This window comes from Kitasatospora sp. NPDC004531, assembly GCF_053602195.1.
In genome coordinates, this window is the sequence record NZ_JBSGDD010000069.1 from 24615 (window position 1) to 42014 (window position 17400).

A 17400-nucleotide genomic window follows, 5' to 3' on the forward strand; every position below is an offset into this window, starting at 1 on the left:
CCGCCCGGCCGGCGAGGAACGGCGGGGCGGGACGGCGGGGCAGCAGTCCCAGGGTTGCCGGAACGGCCGCTCCCTGCAATCGAGTTGGACGCGAATGGCCGGGCGGCCGCCGCAGTGGCCGGAGCTGTTCGCCCGGGTGCTCGACGGGACGGCCCGATCAGGACGCCTGTGCGGGAGCTGCCGGGTCTCCACCGGGGCGGGTCTGGAATGCTGGTGGGATGAGCACACTTTCGAGCACGCCGCCGGACGGACTGCCCCGCTACCGCGTGCTGACCGGACCGGACGACGCCGCGTTCTGCCACCGGGTGAGCGAGCTGCTCGCCCTGGGCTACCGGCTGCACGAGGGGCCCGCCGTCACCTTCGACGGCGAGCGCGTCATCGTGGCGCAGGCGGTGCTCTGGCCGTCCGCGTAGCCCGCCGTCAGTCGGCGGGCCGCAGCTCGCACGGGTGGACCAGCCACGGACCGAGCAGGCCCTCGCGGTCGCCGTTCTTGAAGGCGACGGCGCGGCCGGTCAGCCGGTCGGCGTCGGCGCGCAGTTCCAGGCCGAACGACGGGCTGTTCAACCGGGCGTCGGCGGTGGGCAGTTGGAGGTCGGCGACGAGCTGGAGGCGCCAGCTGCGGGAGGCGGCGGCCGGGACGGTGGTCGCCGGGAGGTCGGCGAGGCGGACCCGGACCTGCCGGTCGGGCAGGACGTCCAGCCGGAGCGGGACTTCGCCGTCCGGGGTCTCGACGGCGCCCGCCCAGCGGCCCGGCGGCAGGGTGAACTCGCCGGCCGGGTCGGTGTCCGGCTGGAGGTGGCCGGGGTCGAACTCCGGGGCCAGGGCGTCCATCAGGTGACGGACGACGGCGTTGCGGCCCGACTTGTCGGTGCAGTTGGTCAGGACGGCGAGGGAGAGTTCACGCTCGGGCAGGTCGATCATCATGCTCGCGACGCCGCCCATCCCGCCGCCGTGACTGGCGATCAGCACGCCGCCGTCGCGCTGGACGATCCGGGCCAGGCCGTACCCGAGACGGTCGGTGATCGCCGGGGCGTCCAGCACCGCGTCCGCCGTCGCGGGGGCGAGCAGGCTCGTGGCTCGGCGGGCGAACAGGGCTATGTCGCCCGCCGTGGCCCACCCCTCCCCGGCGGCCGGGTGGCTGGTGCGGCAGTCCGGGTAGGCGCGGCCGTCCGGGGTGTAGCGGACGGCGACCGGCGCGGGGCCGGAGTAGGTGACGCCCAGGTCGAAGGAGGACAGGCCGAGCGGCGCGGCGACGTCCTCGCGCAGGCAGTCGCGCAGGGGGCGGCCGGTGGCCTGTTCGAGGAGGCGGCCGAGTTCGTGGTAGCCGTGGTTGGAGTACTCGAACCCGCTGCCCGGCAGGCGCACTTGGCGGCGGTAGGCGGCCGGGTCGATCGGGGACGGCCGGTCGCCGTAGTGGAAGTCGTAGTACCCGGGCAGGCCGCCCCGGTGCTGCATCAGCTGCCGCGGCGTCGGCAGGGCCGGCCACGGGTGGGCGCCGGGCAGCGGTGCGTCCAGGTCGAGCAGCTTGCGGTCGGCGGCCAGGCAGACGGCTGTCGCCGTGAACGCCTTGGTGATCGAGGCCAGCCCGTAGACGGTGTCGGGGGTGGCGGCGCGGCCGGTCGCGACGTCCGCCGGCCCGTAGGCGCGCGCGAACACCACCTCGGCGCCCTGGACCACCGCCACGCTGATGGACGGGCAGGTGTGCTCCGCCAACACCTGCTCGCAGAACTCGTCCAGGCCGGCCAACACATCCAGCATGCTCATGCCCTCCCCGTCCCGCGGTCACCGCTTCGGGACGGATGCTACTCGTCCGAACGCGAACCGCCTTGACCGGGGCCGGTGTTGGGGGACGGGACCACCGGGGGCCGCGCCGGTGGTGCGGGTGCGGGTGCGGGTGGGTCAGGGCAGCCCGGTGGAGCGCAGCGCCACCTCCAGTTCGAGGCGGGCGTCGGGGGAGGCGAGGGCCGGGCCGAACAGGCGGTGGACGCGCTGGAGGCGCTGGCGGGCGGTCTGGGGGTGGATGCCGAGGCGGGCGGCGACCTGGGGAGCGGTGCCCCGACCGGTCTGGAGCCAGGCGAGCAGGGTGGCGGCGAGGCGGTCGCGCTGCTTGGGGGTGAGCGGCGCGAGCGGGGCCAGGCGGCGTTCGGCGATCAGCCGGACCAGCGCGGGGTCGGTGAGCAGCAGCAGGTCGGCGAGGCGGTCGCGGCAGTCGACGGGCTGCGCCGGCGGGTGGGGCAGGGAGCCGCGCAGCAGCCGGGCCCAGCGCAGCGACTGCGCGGCGAGGGCCGGCGGGACGACCGGGCCGATCACCGCGCCGCGCCCCTGGAGGGCGGCGGCGACGCGCGGATCGGCCAGGGCCGTCGCCGGGTCGGGCAGCAGCAGGTGCGGCCGCGGGCCGTCGAGGTCGGCCAGGACGTGGTCGGGGAAGCGCCCGTCGCCGGGCGGGCGGGAGCCGAACGACGCGATGCGGGCCAGCGGACGGCGGGCGGAGGGCTGCGGCACGGGGGAGCACGGGTCGAGCGAGACGGCGGCGAGCAGGTCGGGCAGCGGCCAGTCCGCGCACCGCGCGGCGGCGGCGAGTTCGGCGGAGTCGGCGGGCGCGGCTTCGGAGAGCAGCAGCCGCAGCAGCCGGTGCCGGGCCCGGCCGAGCGCGCCGGCCCGGTCGGTGCGGGCCTCCAGGTAGCCCTGGACGCCGGCCGCCGCGACCTCGTCGAGGTGCGCGAACACCGCCTCGGCGAGCACCACGAGCTGCTCGGGCCCCAGGCCGCGCCGGCGGGCCACCAGGGCGTAGCGGCGCCAGGCGAGGCGGGCGCCGAGACGGAACGCGGCCTGCAGGGCGTCCAGGCTGCGGCCCTCGGCGAACTCGCTCCGGCCGAGCGAGCGGTACACGCGGACCTGCCGCAGGCCCGGGGCGGGCGGCCCGGCGAGCCGGTCGGCGAACTCGGCGAGCGCGGTCTCCACGGCCTGCTGGATTCCGCCGCCGAATTGACCGGACAGCGGGCGGGCGAATTCCGGGACGGCGGACCTGATCTCCCGGATGATCTCGGTCGCCAGGGATTGCTGCTCCGCCCTGAGTTCGGCCGATAAATCGCGCGGAAGTCCCTCCCAGGGCCCAGCCAATTCCGATCCTCCAGGTAGCGAAAATGTTCCACCGGGCGTGCCGCGAACGCTGTTGGCATTCGGCGACAGGGGGAGTATGCGATGGGGTCATCCGCCGGTCAAGAGGATCGGCGCGAGCGCGCAGCCCCGCTCGGACGGGCGGGAGCGGTTTGCCTGCGTGGCACTTTCAGGGGAGGGGGGTGTCAATTCCCGACGGCCGCCGGACCGCTTTAACCGACCAGCGTGGCGCGCGAGATGACGGTGCGTCAGATTCCGTTGCAGGGGAATTTCGCGCGGAATGCTTCGGGAGGCGTCCGTGAACTCCCTTGCGGAGTACGCGGGTCGGCCGGCGGGCCTGGGCGGCCCGGGGCTCTGGGCGTGGGCGCCGCCGGCGGGCGCAGTGGCGAGTTCAGGGCGCGTGTGACGCGCGGGGCGGGTGGTTCGCGGTCAACCTGCGTTGCCGCACGTCATCCGGATGCCAAACAGGCCGGAGCCGATCCCAATCCTTCTGGGGGCAATGTTCACCTGATCGGGTGCACCGGTGGCCTCGGGGGCGCTGCCGGGAGTGGCGAAGATCTACTGTTCCGGAGGCAGCGGGCGGCACGGCGACCACAGGTCACTCCGAACCCGACAGCCACCCCCCTTTCCTCTTTGCCAAGACCCCAACACACCCACGTGACTGACGCACCGTCAGCCCTCGTGGCGAGACGAAGGAGAGCGCGGCCCCATGTCCGTGGACAGCAGCCCGGAGATCCAGCAGGCGCAGCGCCAGCAGACCAGCCTCACCACCGCCGCCGCACGCAACCTGGCGACCACCACCAAGTCCGCGCCGCAGATGCAGGAGATCACCTCCCGCTGGCTGCTGCGGATGCTGCCCTGGGTGCAGACCTCCGGCGGCACCTACCGGGTCAACCGGCGCCTGACCTACACGGTCGGCGACGGCCGGATCGAGTTCATCCAGACCGGCGGCGACGTCCGGGTCATCCCCCGGGAGCTCGGTGAACTCGCCCTGCTGCGCGGCTTCGAGGACGAGGACGTGCTGTCCGCGCTCGCCGACCGCTGTGTGCAGCGCGAGTTCCGGGCCGGGGAGACCCTGGTCGAGCGCGGCACCCCGTCCGACCGGATCCACCTGATCGCGCACGGCAAGATCAACCAGGTCTCCACCGGCAAGTACGGCGACGACGCGGTGATCGGCGTCCTCGGCGACGGCGACCGGTTCGGCGAGAACGCCCTGCTGGACGCCGACGCCAGCTGGGACTACACCGCCACCGCCAAGACCTCCGGCACCCTGCTCACCCTCAGCCGGGCCGACTTCGAGTCGGTGCTCGCCCAGTCCGAGAGCCTGCAGGCCCACATCCGGGACTTCGCCAGCCTCCCGTTGCAGCGCCAGAACGAGCTCGGCGAGGCCGAGATCGCGATGTCCGCCGGCCACGAGGGCGAGCACCTGCTGCCCACCGCGTTCGTCGACTACGAGCTCAAGCCGCGCGAGTACGAGCTGTCCATCGCACAGACCGTGCTGCGGGTGCACTCCCGCGTCGCGGACCTCTACAACCAGCCGATGAACCAGATCGAGCAGCAGCTCAAGCTCACCGTCGAGGCGCTCCGCGAGCGCCAGGAGCACGAGCTGATCAACAACCGCGAGTTCGGCCTGCTCTCCAACGCCGCCTTCGACCAGCGGATCCAGACCCACTCCGGGCCCGCCACCCCCGACGACCTGGACGAGCTGCTCAACCGCCGCCGCGACCCCGAGTTCCTGCTCGCGCACCCCAAGACGATCGCCGCGCTGGGCCGCGAGTTCAACTCGCGCGGCCTGTACCCTGACACCGTCGACCTGCAGGGCCACAAGGTGCCCGCGTGGCGCGGCGTCCCGATCCTGCCCTGCAACAAGATCCCGATCACCAAGGAGAACACCAGCTCCATCCTGGTGCTGCGGACCGGCGAGGACAACCAGGGCGCCATCGGCCTGCACCAGACCGGCATCCCCGACGAGTACCAGCCCAGCCTGTCGGTCCGCTTCATGGGCATCGACGACAAGGCCGTCATCAACTACCTGGTCACCGCGTACTACTCGGCGGCCATCCTGGTGCCCGACGCGGTCGGCGTGCTGGAGAACGTGGAGATCGCCGTCCGCTGAGACCGGGGCGGCAACCTTTCCCAGGAAGATCACGGTGGACCGCCGGGGGCCGTAACCAAACGGTGGTCCACCCAGTTGAGGGTACGTCGGATTGATCATGCTGTTCCGTTTCTGCTGTGGAACGGCACCGATCCTCCGCCGTGCCCTCGACTGCGCTCAGGCCGCAGCGGCGCCAGCTCGATCGTCCAACAGCGACAGGAAGGTTGAACCATGCCCATGCGTCGGAACGACCGGCCGCCCGCCGGCGGCGGGAGAACGGCGGAGGCCTTACCTGCCCGCAGGGGCCGTTCAACTCTTCTGCGGGAGGCGGGAGTTCGCACGGGCTGGGCGCTCGCCGGGGTGCTGGCGGTGTGCGCGGTGCTCACCGGCACCACCCAGGGCGCCCGCACCGCCCACACCGCCGCCACCGTGAGCGACCGGGACGACGGACGGTGGCTGGACATCTGCGTCCACGTGCACACCTTCGTCGAGGCCGCCGGAACCCACGTCGAGACGGACGTCGAGGCCGGGGCCGCGGCCCAACTCCCGCTCCACCCGCAGCGCGGGCCCGGGGCGGACGAACAACAGGGGGAGCGGGGGGACGCGGGGGGCCGGGGCGGGCACGGCCACGGCGGGGGAGACGACCACGGGCACGGGCACCACCACTGCCACCCGACGCCGAGCCCGACCCCCACGCCCACGCCTTCGCCCAAACCCACGCCGACGCCCTCGGCGAAGCCGAGCCCGAAGCCGTCGCCAACTCCCGACCCCAGCCCGACAGTTGCGCCGTCACCCACGCCGCAGCCGGCGAAGCCCGCGCCGCCGACACCCCGGCCGAACCCACCCGCGCCCACCCGCAGCGCGGCGCCGATCGCGCCCGCGCCGCCCACCCCGGCGCCCCCGACGCCCGTGCCGAGCCGACCCGCGCCCACGGCCTCCGTCCACCTGCCGCCGCCGCTGGTGCACGCCACGGCGCCCAAGCACCACGGCAGTTCGACCACCACCAGGATGCTGGTGGTCACCGTCCCCGCCGTCATCGCCGCCGCGGCGCTGCGCCCGAGCGGGAAGTCCCGGGCCGCCGGCCGGCGCGGGCGCTGACTCCGACCTTCACGTAGCCGTCCTTCAAGTAGCCGTCAAAACGGCCCAGTTGTCGATCCGAGCAACAGGAGAGGATCTGTCATGTCCGAATGGGTGGCGCTCGCCATCGTGATGGCCGGGGCGTGCCTGGTCGTCGTCGCGGTGGTGCTGGTGAGGCACCGCAGGACCGACGTCCACGAGGACACCTCGGAGACGCCCGACGTCATCGAGTACATCACCATGATGATCGGCGTCGTGTACGCCATCGTGCTGGGCCTGGCGATCGCCGGCGTCTGGGAGTCCCGCTCCTCCGCGCAGGACGACGTGCAGCGCGAGGCGCAGGCGCTGCACGAGGTCAGCGCCCGGGCCGAGGTGTTCCCCGCCGACTACCGGGCGACGGTGGTCAAGGACGTCGAGAACTACGTCTCGTTCGTGGTGGACACCGAATGGCAGCACATGCGCACCGACGGGGAACTCTCCCCGGAGGGAACGGAGTTGCTCGCCAAGCTGCGCACCGACGTGGCCGGCCGGGCCCCGCAGAACGACATCGAGGCGCAGGCCTACCAGGCGATGATGGACCGGATCGCGAGCGCCGACGAGGCCCGCAACTCCCGTGGCGGCAACACCGGCCCGACGATGCCCGGCGTGGTCTGGTTCGGCCTGATCATCGGCGCGGTGGTCACCATCGGCATGCTGTTCGCGCTCCAGATCCGGCGCTCCCGGCGGGAGTTGGTGCTGGCCGGCACGTTCAGCGCGCTGATCGGCTTCCTGCTGTTCCTGATCTGGGACTTCGACGATCCGTTCGGACGCGGCATGTCCGTCACCACGCAACCGTTCCTGGACCTGTTCCCGTCCCTCAACCAGTAGGCCGAGCGGCAGAGATGGGGAACAACCGTCCGCCCCGCGCCGGTTCGCGCATTACGCTGGGCTCGGCCGCCCACGAGGGGACGGGGGTCCGCGAACGGGCGGCCGACGGGGAGGCCGCGCCGAGCACCGCCACGGGCGGTGCGGGCGTGGCGGCACAACTCGCTACGGGGAGAAGCGACATGGGGGCGCAAGGCACGACGGGGGCGGGTTTCGCGCGGGCGGCCGCAGCCGGAGGGTCGGACGCAGGGCCGGCCGACGGGCCGGATGCAGGGCCGGGCGCGGCCGGCGGGAGCAGGTACGCGCGGGTGGAGCGGGAGCGCCGCTTCCTGCTCGCCCGCGTCCCGGCGCCCGGGGCCGTCACCTGCGCCCGACTGATCACCGACCGGTACGTGGACGGCACCCGCCTGCGGCTGCGCCACGTCGAGCGGATCGACACCGGGGAGTGCGCGCACAAGCTCACCCAGAAGGTCCCGGCGCCGCCCGGCGCCACCGGCGCCGAGCAGGGCCTGATCACCAACATGTACCTGTCGGGGGAGGAGTACGCGCTGCTGCTGGACGCCCTGCCCGGCCGGGAGTTGACCAAGACCCGGCTGAGCGTCCCCCCGCTGGGCGTCGACGTCTTCGACGGCCGGCTGCACGGGCTGGTGCTGGCGGAGGCCGAGTTCGAGACCGCCGAGGACGCAGAAACGTTCGCCCCTCCGGAGGGCTGTCTCGCCGAGGTCACCGACGACCCGCGCTTCACCGGCGGCTCGCTGGCCCGCGCCGAGCGGGCCCAGGTGCGCGGCTGGCTGGCGGACTACGGGCTGCGGCTGGCCTGACCCGCCCCGCTGTGGCAAGCGTCGTCCGGCCGGGAGTTCGGCGTCCGATTCCGTTGTGGGAAGCGGCATTTCGTGCCCCGTCCGAGGGGCCGCTACGGTCGCGGCCATGGACTGGAACTTCCACTCGGCCGAGGAACTCGCCGCCGCCCTGCGCGCCGGTGAGGTGACCTCCGCGGAACTGACCGACGCCGCGATCGCCGCCATCGAGCGCGACGACGCGGCGATCAACGCGATCTGCACGCCGGACTTCGACCGCGCCCGGGCCGCCGCGCGCAGCGCCGACCTGGCCCGGGCGGGCGGCGCCGACCGGCCGCTGCTCGGCATTCCGGTCACGGTCAAGGAGTCCTACGACGTGGCCGGGCTGCCCACCACCTGGGGCATGCCGGCGTACCGGGACTTCGTGCCCGCCGAGGACGCGGTGCAGGTCGCCCGGCTCAAGGCGGCGGGCGCGGTGGTGCTCGGCAAGACCAACGTGCCGCTCGGGCTGCAGGACATCCAGAGCTTCAACGCCCTCCACGGCACCACCAACAACCCCTGGGACCACAGCCGCACGGCGGGCGGATCCTCCGGCGGATCGGCGGCCGCCCTGGCCGCCGGGTTCGGCGCACTGTCCATCGGCTCCGACCTGGCCGGTTCGCTGCGCACCCCCGCGCACTTCTGCGGCGTCCACGCGCACAAGCCGAGCCTCGGACTGGTGCCCGGCCGCGGCATGGTCCCGCCGCCCGGGCCGGCCCTGCCGTTCGAGCACGACCTCGCCGTGGTCGGCCCGATGGCGCGCACCGCCCGCGACCTGACGCTGCTGCTCGACATCATGGCCGAACCCGACCCGCTGACCCGCGGAGCGGCGTACCGCCTGGCGCTGCCGCCCGCCCGCCACGAACGGCTGCGCGACTTCCGGGTCCTGCTCGTCGAGGACCACCCGTTCATCCCGACCGGGGCCGCCGTCCGCGCCGGCCTGAACCGGATCGCCGAGATCCTCGAACGCGGCGGCGCCCGGGTCGACCGGCACAGCCCGCTGCTGCCCGACCTCGCCGACGCCGCGAGCATCTACACCCAGCTCCTGTTCTCCGGGTCCGTCGCGCACTTCCCCGTCGAGGAGCGCGCCCGCCTGGAGGCCCGGGCCGCGGCGCTGCGCCCGGACGACTCCGGCCTCGACGCGGCGAGGCTGCGCGGCATGGTGCTCGGCCACGACGACTGGATGGAGCTGAACGCCCGCCGCGAAATGCACCGGCACGGCTGGCGGCAGCTGTTCGCCGGGTACGACATCGTGCTGTGCCCGATCACGCCCACGCCCGCGTTCCCGCACGACCACCACCCCGACCCGCTGGAGCGCCGGCTCGACATCGACGGCGCCCGCCACCCGTACTTCGACCAGCTGGTCTGGGCGGGCCTCGCCACCATGCCCGGACTGCCCGCCACCGCCGTGCCGACCGGACCCTCCCCCGAGGGCCTGCCGGTGGGCGTCCAGCTGATCGGCCCGATGTACGAGGACCGGACCCCGCTGCGGCTGGCCGAACTGCTCGAACGGGAGACGGGCGGCTTCCGCGCGCCGAACTGAACCGCCGGCCGGGGTGACGCGGCGTCACCCCCGCTACCCGGGGGCCGGAGTGTACAGGAAAACTGTACCTCCGGCCGCCGGGAACCTAGGCTGACCCCATGAGTGATGACCTGGAGGCCGCGCCGTCCGCCGTGCGGGCCTCGCAGCAGGTTCGATCGGTGATCGGCCGGCTCCGCCGCCGCATCCGGGCCGCCGCCGGGACGGGCGACCTGACGCTCACCCAGGCCTCCGCGATGGGCCGACTGCTCGACAGCGACGGCCAGGGCCTCACCACCAGCGAGCTGGCCGTCGCCGAGGGCATGCGCCACCAGTCCATGGCCACCACCATCGCCGCCCTCACCGCCCAGGGCCTGGTGGAACGCCGCCGCGACCCCGACGACGGCCGCCGCATGCTCATCGCCCTCACCCCCGAGGGCCGCCGCCGCGCCGAGGACGGCCGCCGGGCCCGCGGCGAATGGCTGGCCGCCGAACTCCACGCCAAGTGCACCGAAGCCGAACGCCAGACCGTGATCGCCGCGATGGCCGTCCTGGAACGCCTCGGCCACGACTGACCGGGACGCGGCTACGACCGGCCGCCGACCCCGCCGGTCGCCGCGAGGCCGTCCATGTAGTCGCGGGCGTGCACGATCAGGCCGCCGCGGACCCGCAGCACCAGCAGGCCCGCGACCGCGAACCCGCCCCGCCCGCCCGCGAGTTCGCCCCGCACCGTCTGCTCGACCAGCAGCACCTCCGGGTCGGTGGAGAGATGGACGCCCGCCTCCTCGATCACCGTCGGCCGCGCCGGCGTCGCCGCCCACGCCGCGCGGTACCCGGCCCGCACCGCCTCCCGCCCCTCGAACCGGGCCGGGAACCCCGGGAACCGGAACGGGAACTCGTGCACCCCGTCCGCCGCGTAGAGCTCCGCGAGCGCATCGGCATCCAGGTCGAGCACCGCCCGCCGGTAGCGGGCCAGCACGTCGAGAAGCGGCGAATCGGTCATGGTGACACTCCGGTCGGTCTTGTGGGCGGCGGCGCGATCCGCAGCCTATGTCGGCCTGACGGGACCGCAGTCGGAGAACCGACACCTCCGCCGGTCCGGATCGGGGCGGGGAGAACGGACTGGCCGGTGGCGGGGCGGGTGGAGCAGGATGGGCGGGTGGAGATGCCCAGGGTGATGCCGGTGATCGAGGCGGAGAACGGATTCCGGCTGCGGCGCTGGGAGACGGCGGACCGGGAGCTGCTGCGGGAGGCGGCCGGCGACCCGTACATTCCACTGATCACCACGGTGCCCGCGCCGTACTCGGACGCCGAGGCGGAGGCGTTCGTGCGCCGGCAGTGGGGGCGGACCGCGATCGGGACGGGCTATCCGTTCGTGATCGAGGGGCCCGACGGGGAGGCGGTCGGCAACGTCGGCCTGTGGGTCGGCGAGCTGCCGCTGCGCGGGAGCGCCACCGCCGGGTACTGGGTGGCCGGCCGAGCCCGGGGCCGCGGCGCGGCGCTCGCCGGGCTGAACGCCGTCACCGCCTGGGCGTTCGGCGAACTCGCCGTCCCGCGCGTCGAGTTGTACATCGAGCCGTGGAACACCGGTTCGCTGCGCACCGCCGAACGGGCCGGGTACCGGCGCGAGACGCTGGTGCCCGCGCACCAGGAAGTCGGCGGCGAGCCGCGCGACATGTGGCGCTTCGCGCTGCCGTAGCGACAAATCCGGGTGACCGGTGGGGCGGATGTGACCTAGCATCCGCGCCATGACCCGTGAGAACGCCCGGCCCGCCGTCACCCTGGCGCCGATCGACGTGGACGACGCCGAGCTGCTGCACGAGTGGTGGCACGAGCCGGGCACGGCCCACGAGCTGGGGAACTGGCCCCGGCCGCTGTCGGCGACCCGTGAGCGGATCGAGCGCGACATCGAGGACGCCGACCAGGACGGCTTCCTGGTGCTGCGCCCGGACGGCACCCCGGTCGGCGCGGTCTTCCTGACCGACCAGAACATGTCCGACGGCACCGCCCGGGTCCGCTTCCTGACCGACCCCGAGCACCGCCGCCGCGGCTACGCGAACGCCGCCCTGAACTCCGTCACCGACCTCGCCTTCGGCGAACTCCCGCTGTACCGCCTCGACGCGGAGCCGCACACCGGCAACGCCGCCGCGCTCGCCGCCCTCGCCCGGGCCGGGTTCACCCGCGAAGGCGTCCGGCGCGGCGCGTGTCTGCACCGGGGGCGGCGGCTCGACCTCGCGATGCTCGCCCTGCTGCGCCCCGAGTGGGAGGCGCTGGCGCGGCCGCGCACCTGGGGCCGCTGAACCGCCCCGCTCAGGGGCGGCCGGCGCCGTCCGGCCAGTCGAGCCCGCGGGCGAGGTGGGCGTACACGGCCGGCACCAGCAGGGCCGCCGTGATGCCGCCGAGCGTCATCACGGCGGCGGGCGAGGCGTGGTCGACGACGGCCCCGCCGAGCAGCGCGCCGAGCGAGATCGTCGCCTGGAACGAGGCGGTGAACAGCACCGACGCCGCCTCGGGCGCGTCGGGGGCCGCCTTGGCGAACCAGGTCTGGGAGGAGACCGGCACCGCCCCGTAGGCGACCCCCCAGACGAACAGCAGCACCGGCGCGCCGACCTTCGAGCCGCCCAGCACCGGCAGCAGCAGCGTGGCGGCGGCGAGCAGCGCGGCCGCGGCGCCGAAGCCGAGCCTCGGCCGCCGGACGACCAGGGTGCTGCCGAGGAAGTTGCCGAGGATGCCGGCGGCGCCGTAGACCAGCAGGAAGACGGTGATCGCCCCCGGGCCCACGTGCGTCACCTGTTCGAGGAACGGGGTCACGTAGGTGTAGGCGCCGAAGTGGGCCAGCACGACCAGGAACGTCAGCAGCAGCGCGAAGCGGACGTTCACCCGGCGGCACAGGCCGCCCAGCACGCCGAGCCGGGTCGCCCCCTCCGACGGCAGCGCCGGCATGGCCGCCAGCAGCAGGGCGAACACGCCGACCGCCAGCACGCCGAGGACGACGAACGCCACCCGCCAGCCCGCCGCGTCACCGATGAACGTGCCCGCCGGGACGCCCAGCACGGACCCCAGCGGGACCGCCGAGAAGATCACCGAGACCGCCCGTCCGACCGCGCGCCCGGGCACCAGCCGCCCGGCGAGACCGGCCCCGATCGACCAGAAGCCGCCGATCACCACCCCCACCAGCGCCCGCGACACCAGCACCAGCCAGAACCCCGGCGCCACCGCCGCCAGCCCGTTCGCCACCGCCAGCAGCGCCATGAACGCGGCGAGCACGGCCCGCCGGTCGAAGCGCGCGGTCGCGACGGTGACCAGCGGCGCGGAGAGCGCCGCGAGGAAGCCGGGCATGGTCATCATCAGCCCGGCCATCCCGTCCGAGACGGCGAAGTCGGACCCGATCGACGTCAGCAGGCCGATCGGCAGGATCTCGGTCGTGACGATCGAGAAGATCCCCAGCATGACCGCCCACACGGACAGCCACTGCACGGCGGGAGACCGATCGGGCCGACCGGCGGCGCGGGGAGAGAGGGTGGTGAGCGAGGCCATGGGTTCCGTCCTGTGCCGGGCCGTCGGGTACCCGGCCAGTCCAACAGCCCGCCCGGGGCGGCCGCTGGCACCTTTCGGACATCACCGTTGCGGGGGAAGCGGCGGGTTCGGACGTTGACAGCCGGACGGCGGGGGCGGTCGATCTCCCCGCGCCGGCAGGCGAGTTGTGCGGGTTCCGGCCCGCGCGCCGCCCGTTCCGGCCGGGCGGCGCCGCGCGTGTTGGGCGGGGCCGGGGGTGGCGGGGTGCGTACCGTGGGGGGCGATGAACGAGGCGGATGACATCGCGGCGCAGTTGAATGCGCTGGCCGGGGCGCGGGACCGGTTGCAGGGGCTGCTGTCGGCGGTGTTGGCGATCGGGGGCGACCTGGACCTGCCGACGGTGCTGCACCGGATCGTGACGACGGCGATGGAGCTCGCGGGGGCGCGCTACGGTGCGCTCGGGGTGCTCACGCCGTCGGGCGACCGGCTGGGGCAGTTCATCACGGCGGGGCTGTCGCAGCAGGAGCGGGACGCGCTGGCGGGCATCGACTTTCCGCGCGGGCGCGGGGTGTTGGGGCACCTGATCCGGCATCCGGAGCCGCTGCGGGTGGCGGACATCGCCGCGCACCCGGCGTCGGTGGGCTTCCCGCCGGGGCATCCGCCGATGCGGACGCTGCTGGGCGTGGCGATCACCGTCCGGGGCGAGATCTACGGCGACCTGTACCTGTCCGAGCGCCGGGACGGCCGGCCGTTCGACGAGGCCGACGAGGAGGTGGTGCGGGCGCTCGCGGGGGCGGCCGGCATCGCGATCGAGAACGCCCGGCTGTTCGGCTACCTGCGGGACAGCGCCGCGCAGTTCCAGCGTCTGCTGCTGCCCACCCTGCCGGACCTGTCGCCGTTCTCGGCGGCCGCCGCGTACCGGACCGCCGCCGAGCCGGCCGGCGTCGGAGGGGACTGGTACGACGCCGTGATCCTGCCGGACCGGGCGTGCGCGGCCGTCATCGGCGACGTCGTCGGGCACGACCTGCACGCCGCCGCCGCGATGGCGCAGGCCCGCAACATGCTCCGGGCACTGCTGTACGACCGCCGCAGCCCCCCGAGTTCGGTGCTGACCCAACTCGACCGCACCGTGCAGGACATCACCGACCTGCCGGTCACCACCGCCTGCCTGGCCCGGATCGAACCGGACGCCGCCGGCGACGGCTGGACGGTGTACTGGAGCACCGCCGGGCACCCGCCGCCGCTGGTGCTCGGCCCCGACGGGCGGACCTGGTACCTGGAGGGCGACCCCGGCATCCCGATCGGCGTCGATCCGACCGTCCCCCGGCCCGACCACAAGCACGCGCTGCCGTCCGGCGCGACCGTGCTGTTCTTCACCGACGGCCTGGTCGAACGCCCCGACCGCCACCTCGACGAAGGGCTCGACGCGCTCGCCCGGATCGCCGCCGCCCACGCCGGGCTGCCGCTCGACGACCTGGTGCGGACCCTCGCCGACCTGCACCCGGGCGACGGCCACGACGACATGGCGGTGCTCGCCATCCGCACCCCCGCCCGGAGCTGACCCCCGGCGGCAGGCCCCGGCGCGGCCGCCGGTAGGTTGCCCGCCATGCGAAAGGACCTTGTGGAGCAGGCGTTCCGGGCCGAGGCCGGCGCGCTCGGAGCGGCGACGGCCCACCTCACCGACGGCGAGTGGGCGCGGGCCACCCGGTGCGAACCGTGGACGGCGGCGGAACTGCTCGCGCACGTGCGGGTCGCCGTCGGGCGGGTGCCGGCGATGCTGGCCGCCCCCGAGCCCGAGCGGCCGGAGATCGACGCGGCCGGGTACTACCGCCCCGACGAGCGCTTCGACGCCGCCGCCAACAGCACCCGGATCGCGCTTGCCCGCGACACAGCGGGCACCGGCGCCGACCCGGCCGAGGAGTTCGGGCGGACCTGGCGGGAGGTGGCGGACCGGTTCGCGGCCGAGGGCGGGGCGCGGGCGGTGCGCACCCGGCACGGCGACCCGATGCTGCTCACCGAGTTCATGATCACCCGGGTGGTGGAACTCGCCGTGCACGGGCTCGACCTGGCCGACGCGCTCGGCCGCCCCGCCTGGCTCACCGAGGAGGCCTCCGACCTGCTGGAGGCCCTGCTGCTGAGCCGGGCCGACGGCGCCTCGGTGCGCGCCGCGCTCGGCTGGGACCGGGCCACCCTGCTGCGCAAGACCACCGGGCGGGCCGCACTGGACGCCGCCGAACAGGACGCGGTCGAGCGCGCCGGGATCACCTGGCTGACGCTCGGCTGAACCGGCCGGAATGCGCGGGACAGCGGGAACGGGCCGCTCAATGTCCGCGGCCGGAGCGGGCGTTCGGGCCTGTCGCCATATGCTGAGCGGATGATCGACTCGAACCGGCCGGTAGAACTGGTGATCTTCGACTGCGACGGCGTCCTGGTGGACAGCGAACGGATCGCCGTCCGCGTCCAGCAGGAGGTCGGCGCCCAGCTCGGCTGGCCGCTCACCGAGGCCGAGGTCGTGCACCACTTCATCGGCCGCTCCCACGCCGCCGCCTGGCAGCTCGTCGGCGAACGCCTCGGCGCGAGCGCCGCCGCCGAATGGGAGCGCCGCTTCGAACAGCGCCACCGGGAACTCGTCGACGCCGAACTCCGGCCCGTGGACGGCATCCTGGAGGCGCTCGCCGCCCTCGACCTGCCGTCCTGCGTGGCCTCCAGCGGCACCCACCAGAAGATGCGCCACACCCTCGGCCGCACCGGCCTGTACGAACACTTCGAAGGCCGGATCTTCAGCGCCACCGAGGTCGCCCGCGGCAAACCCGCACCCGACCTGTTCCTGCACGCCGCCCGCCGCATGGGCCACGCCCCCGAGGCCTGCGCCGTCGTCGAGGACAGCGGCCCCGGCACGCAGGCCGCCCGCGCCGCCGGCATGCGCTGCTTCGGCTACACCGGCGGCCCCACCGGCGCCGACGCGCTCACCGGGCCCGGCACCGTCCTGTTCTCCGACATGCGGCACCTGCCCGCCCTGCTGCGCCACTGACACCCCCGGACCCGAGGAGCGACGCCCCCATGGCACAGGCCGCACTGCCCGCCGGCTACACCGCACGGCCGATCGACCCGACCACCGACCTCCCCGCCGTCCAGGAACTCGTCCGCACCTGCGAACGCGCCCTCGACGGCACCGCCACCACCGACACCGGCGCACTCACCGCCGTCCTCGCCCGGCCCGGACTCGACCCCGCCGGCGACACCCTGCTGGTGCACGCCCCCGACGGCCGACTCGCCGCCTGGGCCTGGACCGACCGGCGCACCGACGCCGACGTCCACCCGCAGCACCGCGGCCGGGGCCTCGGCACCGCACTGCTGCACTGGATCGAACAGCGCGCCCGCGAACGCGACACCGCCGAACTCGCCCAGATCGTCCCCGACCGCGACAGGGCCGCCACCGCCCTGCTCACCGCGCACGGCTTCCGCCCCGACGTCACCAGCTGGCTGCTCGCCATCGACCTCGACGACCTGCCGGACACCCTGCCGCCCGCCCCGCACGGTGTCACCGTCCGCCCGCTGCGGGCCGGCGACCCGGCGGACGAACACGCCGCGCACCGGCTCACCGAGGACGCCTTCGCCGCCTGGCAGCCCCGCCGCATGGACTTCGACGAATGGGCCGCCCACACCGTGCACCGCCCCGCCTTCGCCGCCGACCGCTCCCCACTCGCCTTCGCCGACCACCGGCTGGTCGGTGCCGCCCTCGCCCTCGACCTCCCCGACACCGGCGAGGGCTACGTCGAGACCGTCGCCGTCCACACCGCCCACCGCCACCGCGGCATCGCCCGCCACCTGCTGCGCCACACCTTCCACGCCTGCCGCGACGCGGGCCTGCGCAGCTGCACGCTGTGGACGCACTCGGCGACCGGCGCGCTCGACCTGTACCTGAAGGCCGGCATGACGGTCAGGCACAGCTCGACGGTGATGAAGAAGACCCTTCAGTAGGCGAGCAGCGCCAGCAGACGGTCGGCCTGGCGGTCGGCGGTGCCCGGCGGATTGCGGGCCGCGGTCGCCGGGTCGCCGGTCAGAAAGACCAGCCACAGCAGCGCGAACAGGCGGCGGCACTCCAGCAGCCGGCCCCGCTCGGCGGCGGAGAGGTCGAAACGGGCCAGGAACGCGGCCGCGTCCAGCTCGGTGTCCACCCAGGCCGAGAGGTGCTCGACCACCTCCGCCAGCTCGTACGGACGGTCGCTGCGCCCCGAGTCCTCGAAGTCGACCACCCGCACCTCGGCGCCGTCCCAGAGGAAGTTGGCGAGGTTGCCGTCCGCCTGCCCGAGCACCGGCACCGCCGCCGCGCCGCCCGCCAGCAGCCCGGCCTCCGCGCCCGCCAGCCAGCGAAG

18 protein-coding genes are annotated in these 17400 nt (G+C 74.6%); 13 read left to right on the forward strand and 5 right to left on the reverse strand.

The window, feature by feature from the left end; translation table 11 throughout:
• The first annotated feature begins 218 nt into the window (after positions 1 to 218).
• Positions 219 to 413, forward strand: coding sequence for a DUF1737 domain-containing protein (locus ACWEMJ_RS24565; RefSeq protein ID WP_452139272.1), 195 nt, complete (start codon positions 219 to 221; stop codon positions 411 to 413).
• Between the two features lie 7 nt (positions 414 to 420).
• Here the strand turns inward: ACWEMJ_RS24565 and ACWEMJ_RS24570 are convergent, their stop codons facing one another.
• Together ACWEMJ_RS24570 and ACWEMJ_RS24575 are read right to left on the reverse strand one after the other, a co-directional pair.
• Positions 421 to 1764: a serine hydrolase domain-containing protein gene (locus ACWEMJ_RS24570; protein WP_452139273.1), complete on the reverse strand. Its 1344-nt coding sequence runs from the start codon at positions 1762 to 1764 to the stop codon at positions 421 to 423.
• Positions 1765 to 1899: 135 nt separating this feature from the next.
• The gene (locus ACWEMJ_RS24575; RefSeq protein WP_452139274.1) at positions 1900 to 3120 is read right to left on the reverse strand and encodes a helix-turn-helix domain-containing protein; all 1221 of its coding nucleotides are present in this window, start codon (positions 3118 to 3120) and stop codon (positions 1900 to 1902) included.
• Between the two features lie 706 nt (positions 3121 to 3826).
• Between ACWEMJ_RS24575 and ACWEMJ_RS24580 the strand changes: the two genes are divergently transcribed.
• The 6 genes from ACWEMJ_RS24580 to ACWEMJ_RS24605 all read left to right on the forward strand — a co-directional run bounded on the left by ACWEMJ_RS24580 (position 3827) and on the right by ACWEMJ_RS24605 (position 10083).
• The gene (locus ACWEMJ_RS24580; RefSeq protein ID WP_452139275.1) at positions 3827 to 5233 is read left to right on the forward strand and encodes a family 2B encapsulin nanocompartment shell protein; all 1407 of its coding nucleotides are present in this window, start codon (positions 3827 to 3829) and stop codon (positions 5231 to 5233) included.
• Positions 5234 to 5443: 210 nt separating this feature from the next.
• Positions 5444 to 6310, forward strand: a complete 867-nt coding sequence (locus ACWEMJ_RS24585) for a hypothetical protein (RefSeq protein ID WP_452139276.1) — start codon at positions 5444 to 5446, stop codon at positions 6308 to 6310.
• Between the two features lie 81 nt (positions 6311 to 6391).
• The gene (locus tag ACWEMJ_RS24590) at positions 6392 to 7156 is read left to right on the forward strand and encodes a bestrophin-like domain (RefSeq protein WP_452139277.1); all 765 of its coding nucleotides are present in this window, start codon (positions 6392 to 6394) and stop codon (positions 7154 to 7156) included.
• A 305-nt stretch (positions 7157 to 7461) separates the two neighbouring features.
• On the forward strand, positions 7462 to 7974 hold the full coding sequence (locus ACWEMJ_RS24595) for a hypothetical protein (protein WP_452139278.1): 513 nt from the start codon (positions 7462 to 7464) through the stop codon (positions 7972 to 7974).
• A 106-nt stretch (positions 7975 to 8080) separates the two neighbouring features.
• Complete coding sequence (locus tag ACWEMJ_RS24600) at positions 8081 to 9532, forward strand: amidase (protein ID WP_452139279.1); 1452 nt, start codon at positions 8081 to 8083, stop codon at positions 9530 to 9532.
• 98 nt (positions 9533 to 9630) lie between these two features.
• Positions 9631 to 10083 (forward strand): MarR family transcriptional regulator, encoded by a 453-nt coding sequence (locus tag ACWEMJ_RS24605; RefSeq protein WP_452139280.1) that lies wholly within the window; start codon positions 9631 to 9633, stop codon positions 10081 to 10083.
• A gap of 11 nt (positions 10084 to 10094) precedes the next feature.
• On the opposite strand, the gene ACWEMJ_RS24610 is transcribed toward ACWEMJ_RS24605, so the two are convergent.
• On the reverse strand, positions 10095 to 10511 hold the full coding sequence (locus ACWEMJ_RS24610; RefSeq protein ID WP_452139281.1) for a nuclear transport factor 2 family protein: 417 nt from the start codon (positions 10509 to 10511) through the stop codon (positions 10095 to 10097).
• Between the two features lie 162 nt (positions 10512 to 10673).
• Between ACWEMJ_RS24610 and ACWEMJ_RS24615 the strand changes: the two genes are divergently transcribed.
• Both ACWEMJ_RS24615 and ACWEMJ_RS24620 read left to right on the forward strand, forming a co-directional pair.
• Entirely contained in the window at positions 10674 to 11207 is a 534-nt protein-coding gene (locus ACWEMJ_RS24615; RefSeq protein WP_452139290.1) for a GNAT family N-acetyltransferase, read from the forward strand.
• Between the two features lie 49 nt (positions 11208 to 11256).
• Positions 11257 to 11808 (forward strand): GNAT family N-acetyltransferase, encoded by a 552-nt coding sequence (locus ACWEMJ_RS24620; RefSeq protein WP_452139282.1) that lies wholly within the window; start codon positions 11257 to 11259, stop codon positions 11806 to 11808.
• A 10-nt stretch (positions 11809 to 11818) separates the two neighbouring features.
• Here ACWEMJ_RS24620 and ACWEMJ_RS24625 read toward each other — a convergent pair whose 3' ends face one another.
• Positions 11819 to 13045 carry an MFS transporter gene (locus tag ACWEMJ_RS24625; RefSeq protein ID WP_452139283.1) on the reverse strand — a complete coding sequence of 409 codons (1227 nt, stop codon included), beginning with the start codon at positions 13043 to 13045 and terminating at the stop codon, positions 11819 to 11821.
• Positions 13046 to 13307: 262 nt separating this feature from the next.
• On the opposite strand from ACWEMJ_RS24625, the gene ACWEMJ_RS24630 reads away from it, so the two are divergent.
• The 4 genes from ACWEMJ_RS24630 (at position 13308) to ACWEMJ_RS24645 (ending at position 17005) form a co-directional block, all read left to right on the forward strand.
• Positions 13308 to 14585, forward strand: coding sequence for a PP2C family protein-serine/threonine phosphatase (locus ACWEMJ_RS24630; protein WP_452139284.1), 1278 nt, complete (start codon positions 13308 to 13310; stop codon positions 14583 to 14585).
• Between the two features lie 45 nt (positions 14586 to 14630).
• A complete protein-coding gene (locus ACWEMJ_RS24635; protein ID WP_452139285.1) occupies positions 14631 to 15308 on the forward strand; it encodes a maleylpyruvate isomerase N-terminal domain-containing protein in 678 nt (225 codons plus the stop codon).
• Positions 15309 to 15398: 90 nt separating this feature from the next.
• Complete coding sequence (locus tag ACWEMJ_RS24640; RefSeq protein ID WP_452139286.1) at positions 15399 to 16055, forward strand: HAD family hydrolase; 657 nt, start codon at positions 15399 to 15401, stop codon at positions 16053 to 16055.
• A gap of 29 nt (positions 16056 to 16084) precedes the next feature.
• Positions 16085 to 17005 carry a GNAT family N-acetyltransferase gene (locus ACWEMJ_RS24645; protein ID WP_452139287.1) on the forward strand — a complete coding sequence of 307 codons (921 nt, stop codon included), beginning with the start codon at positions 16085 to 16087 and terminating at the stop codon, positions 17003 to 17005.
• Here ACWEMJ_RS24645 and ACWEMJ_RS24650 read toward each other — a convergent pair.
• Positions 16999 to 17400 (reverse strand): phosphotransferase (locus ACWEMJ_RS24650; protein WP_452139288.1); only part of this gene is annotated, 402 nt, incomplete at its 5' end. The genes ACWEMJ_RS24645 and ACWEMJ_RS24650 overlap by 7 nt on opposite strands.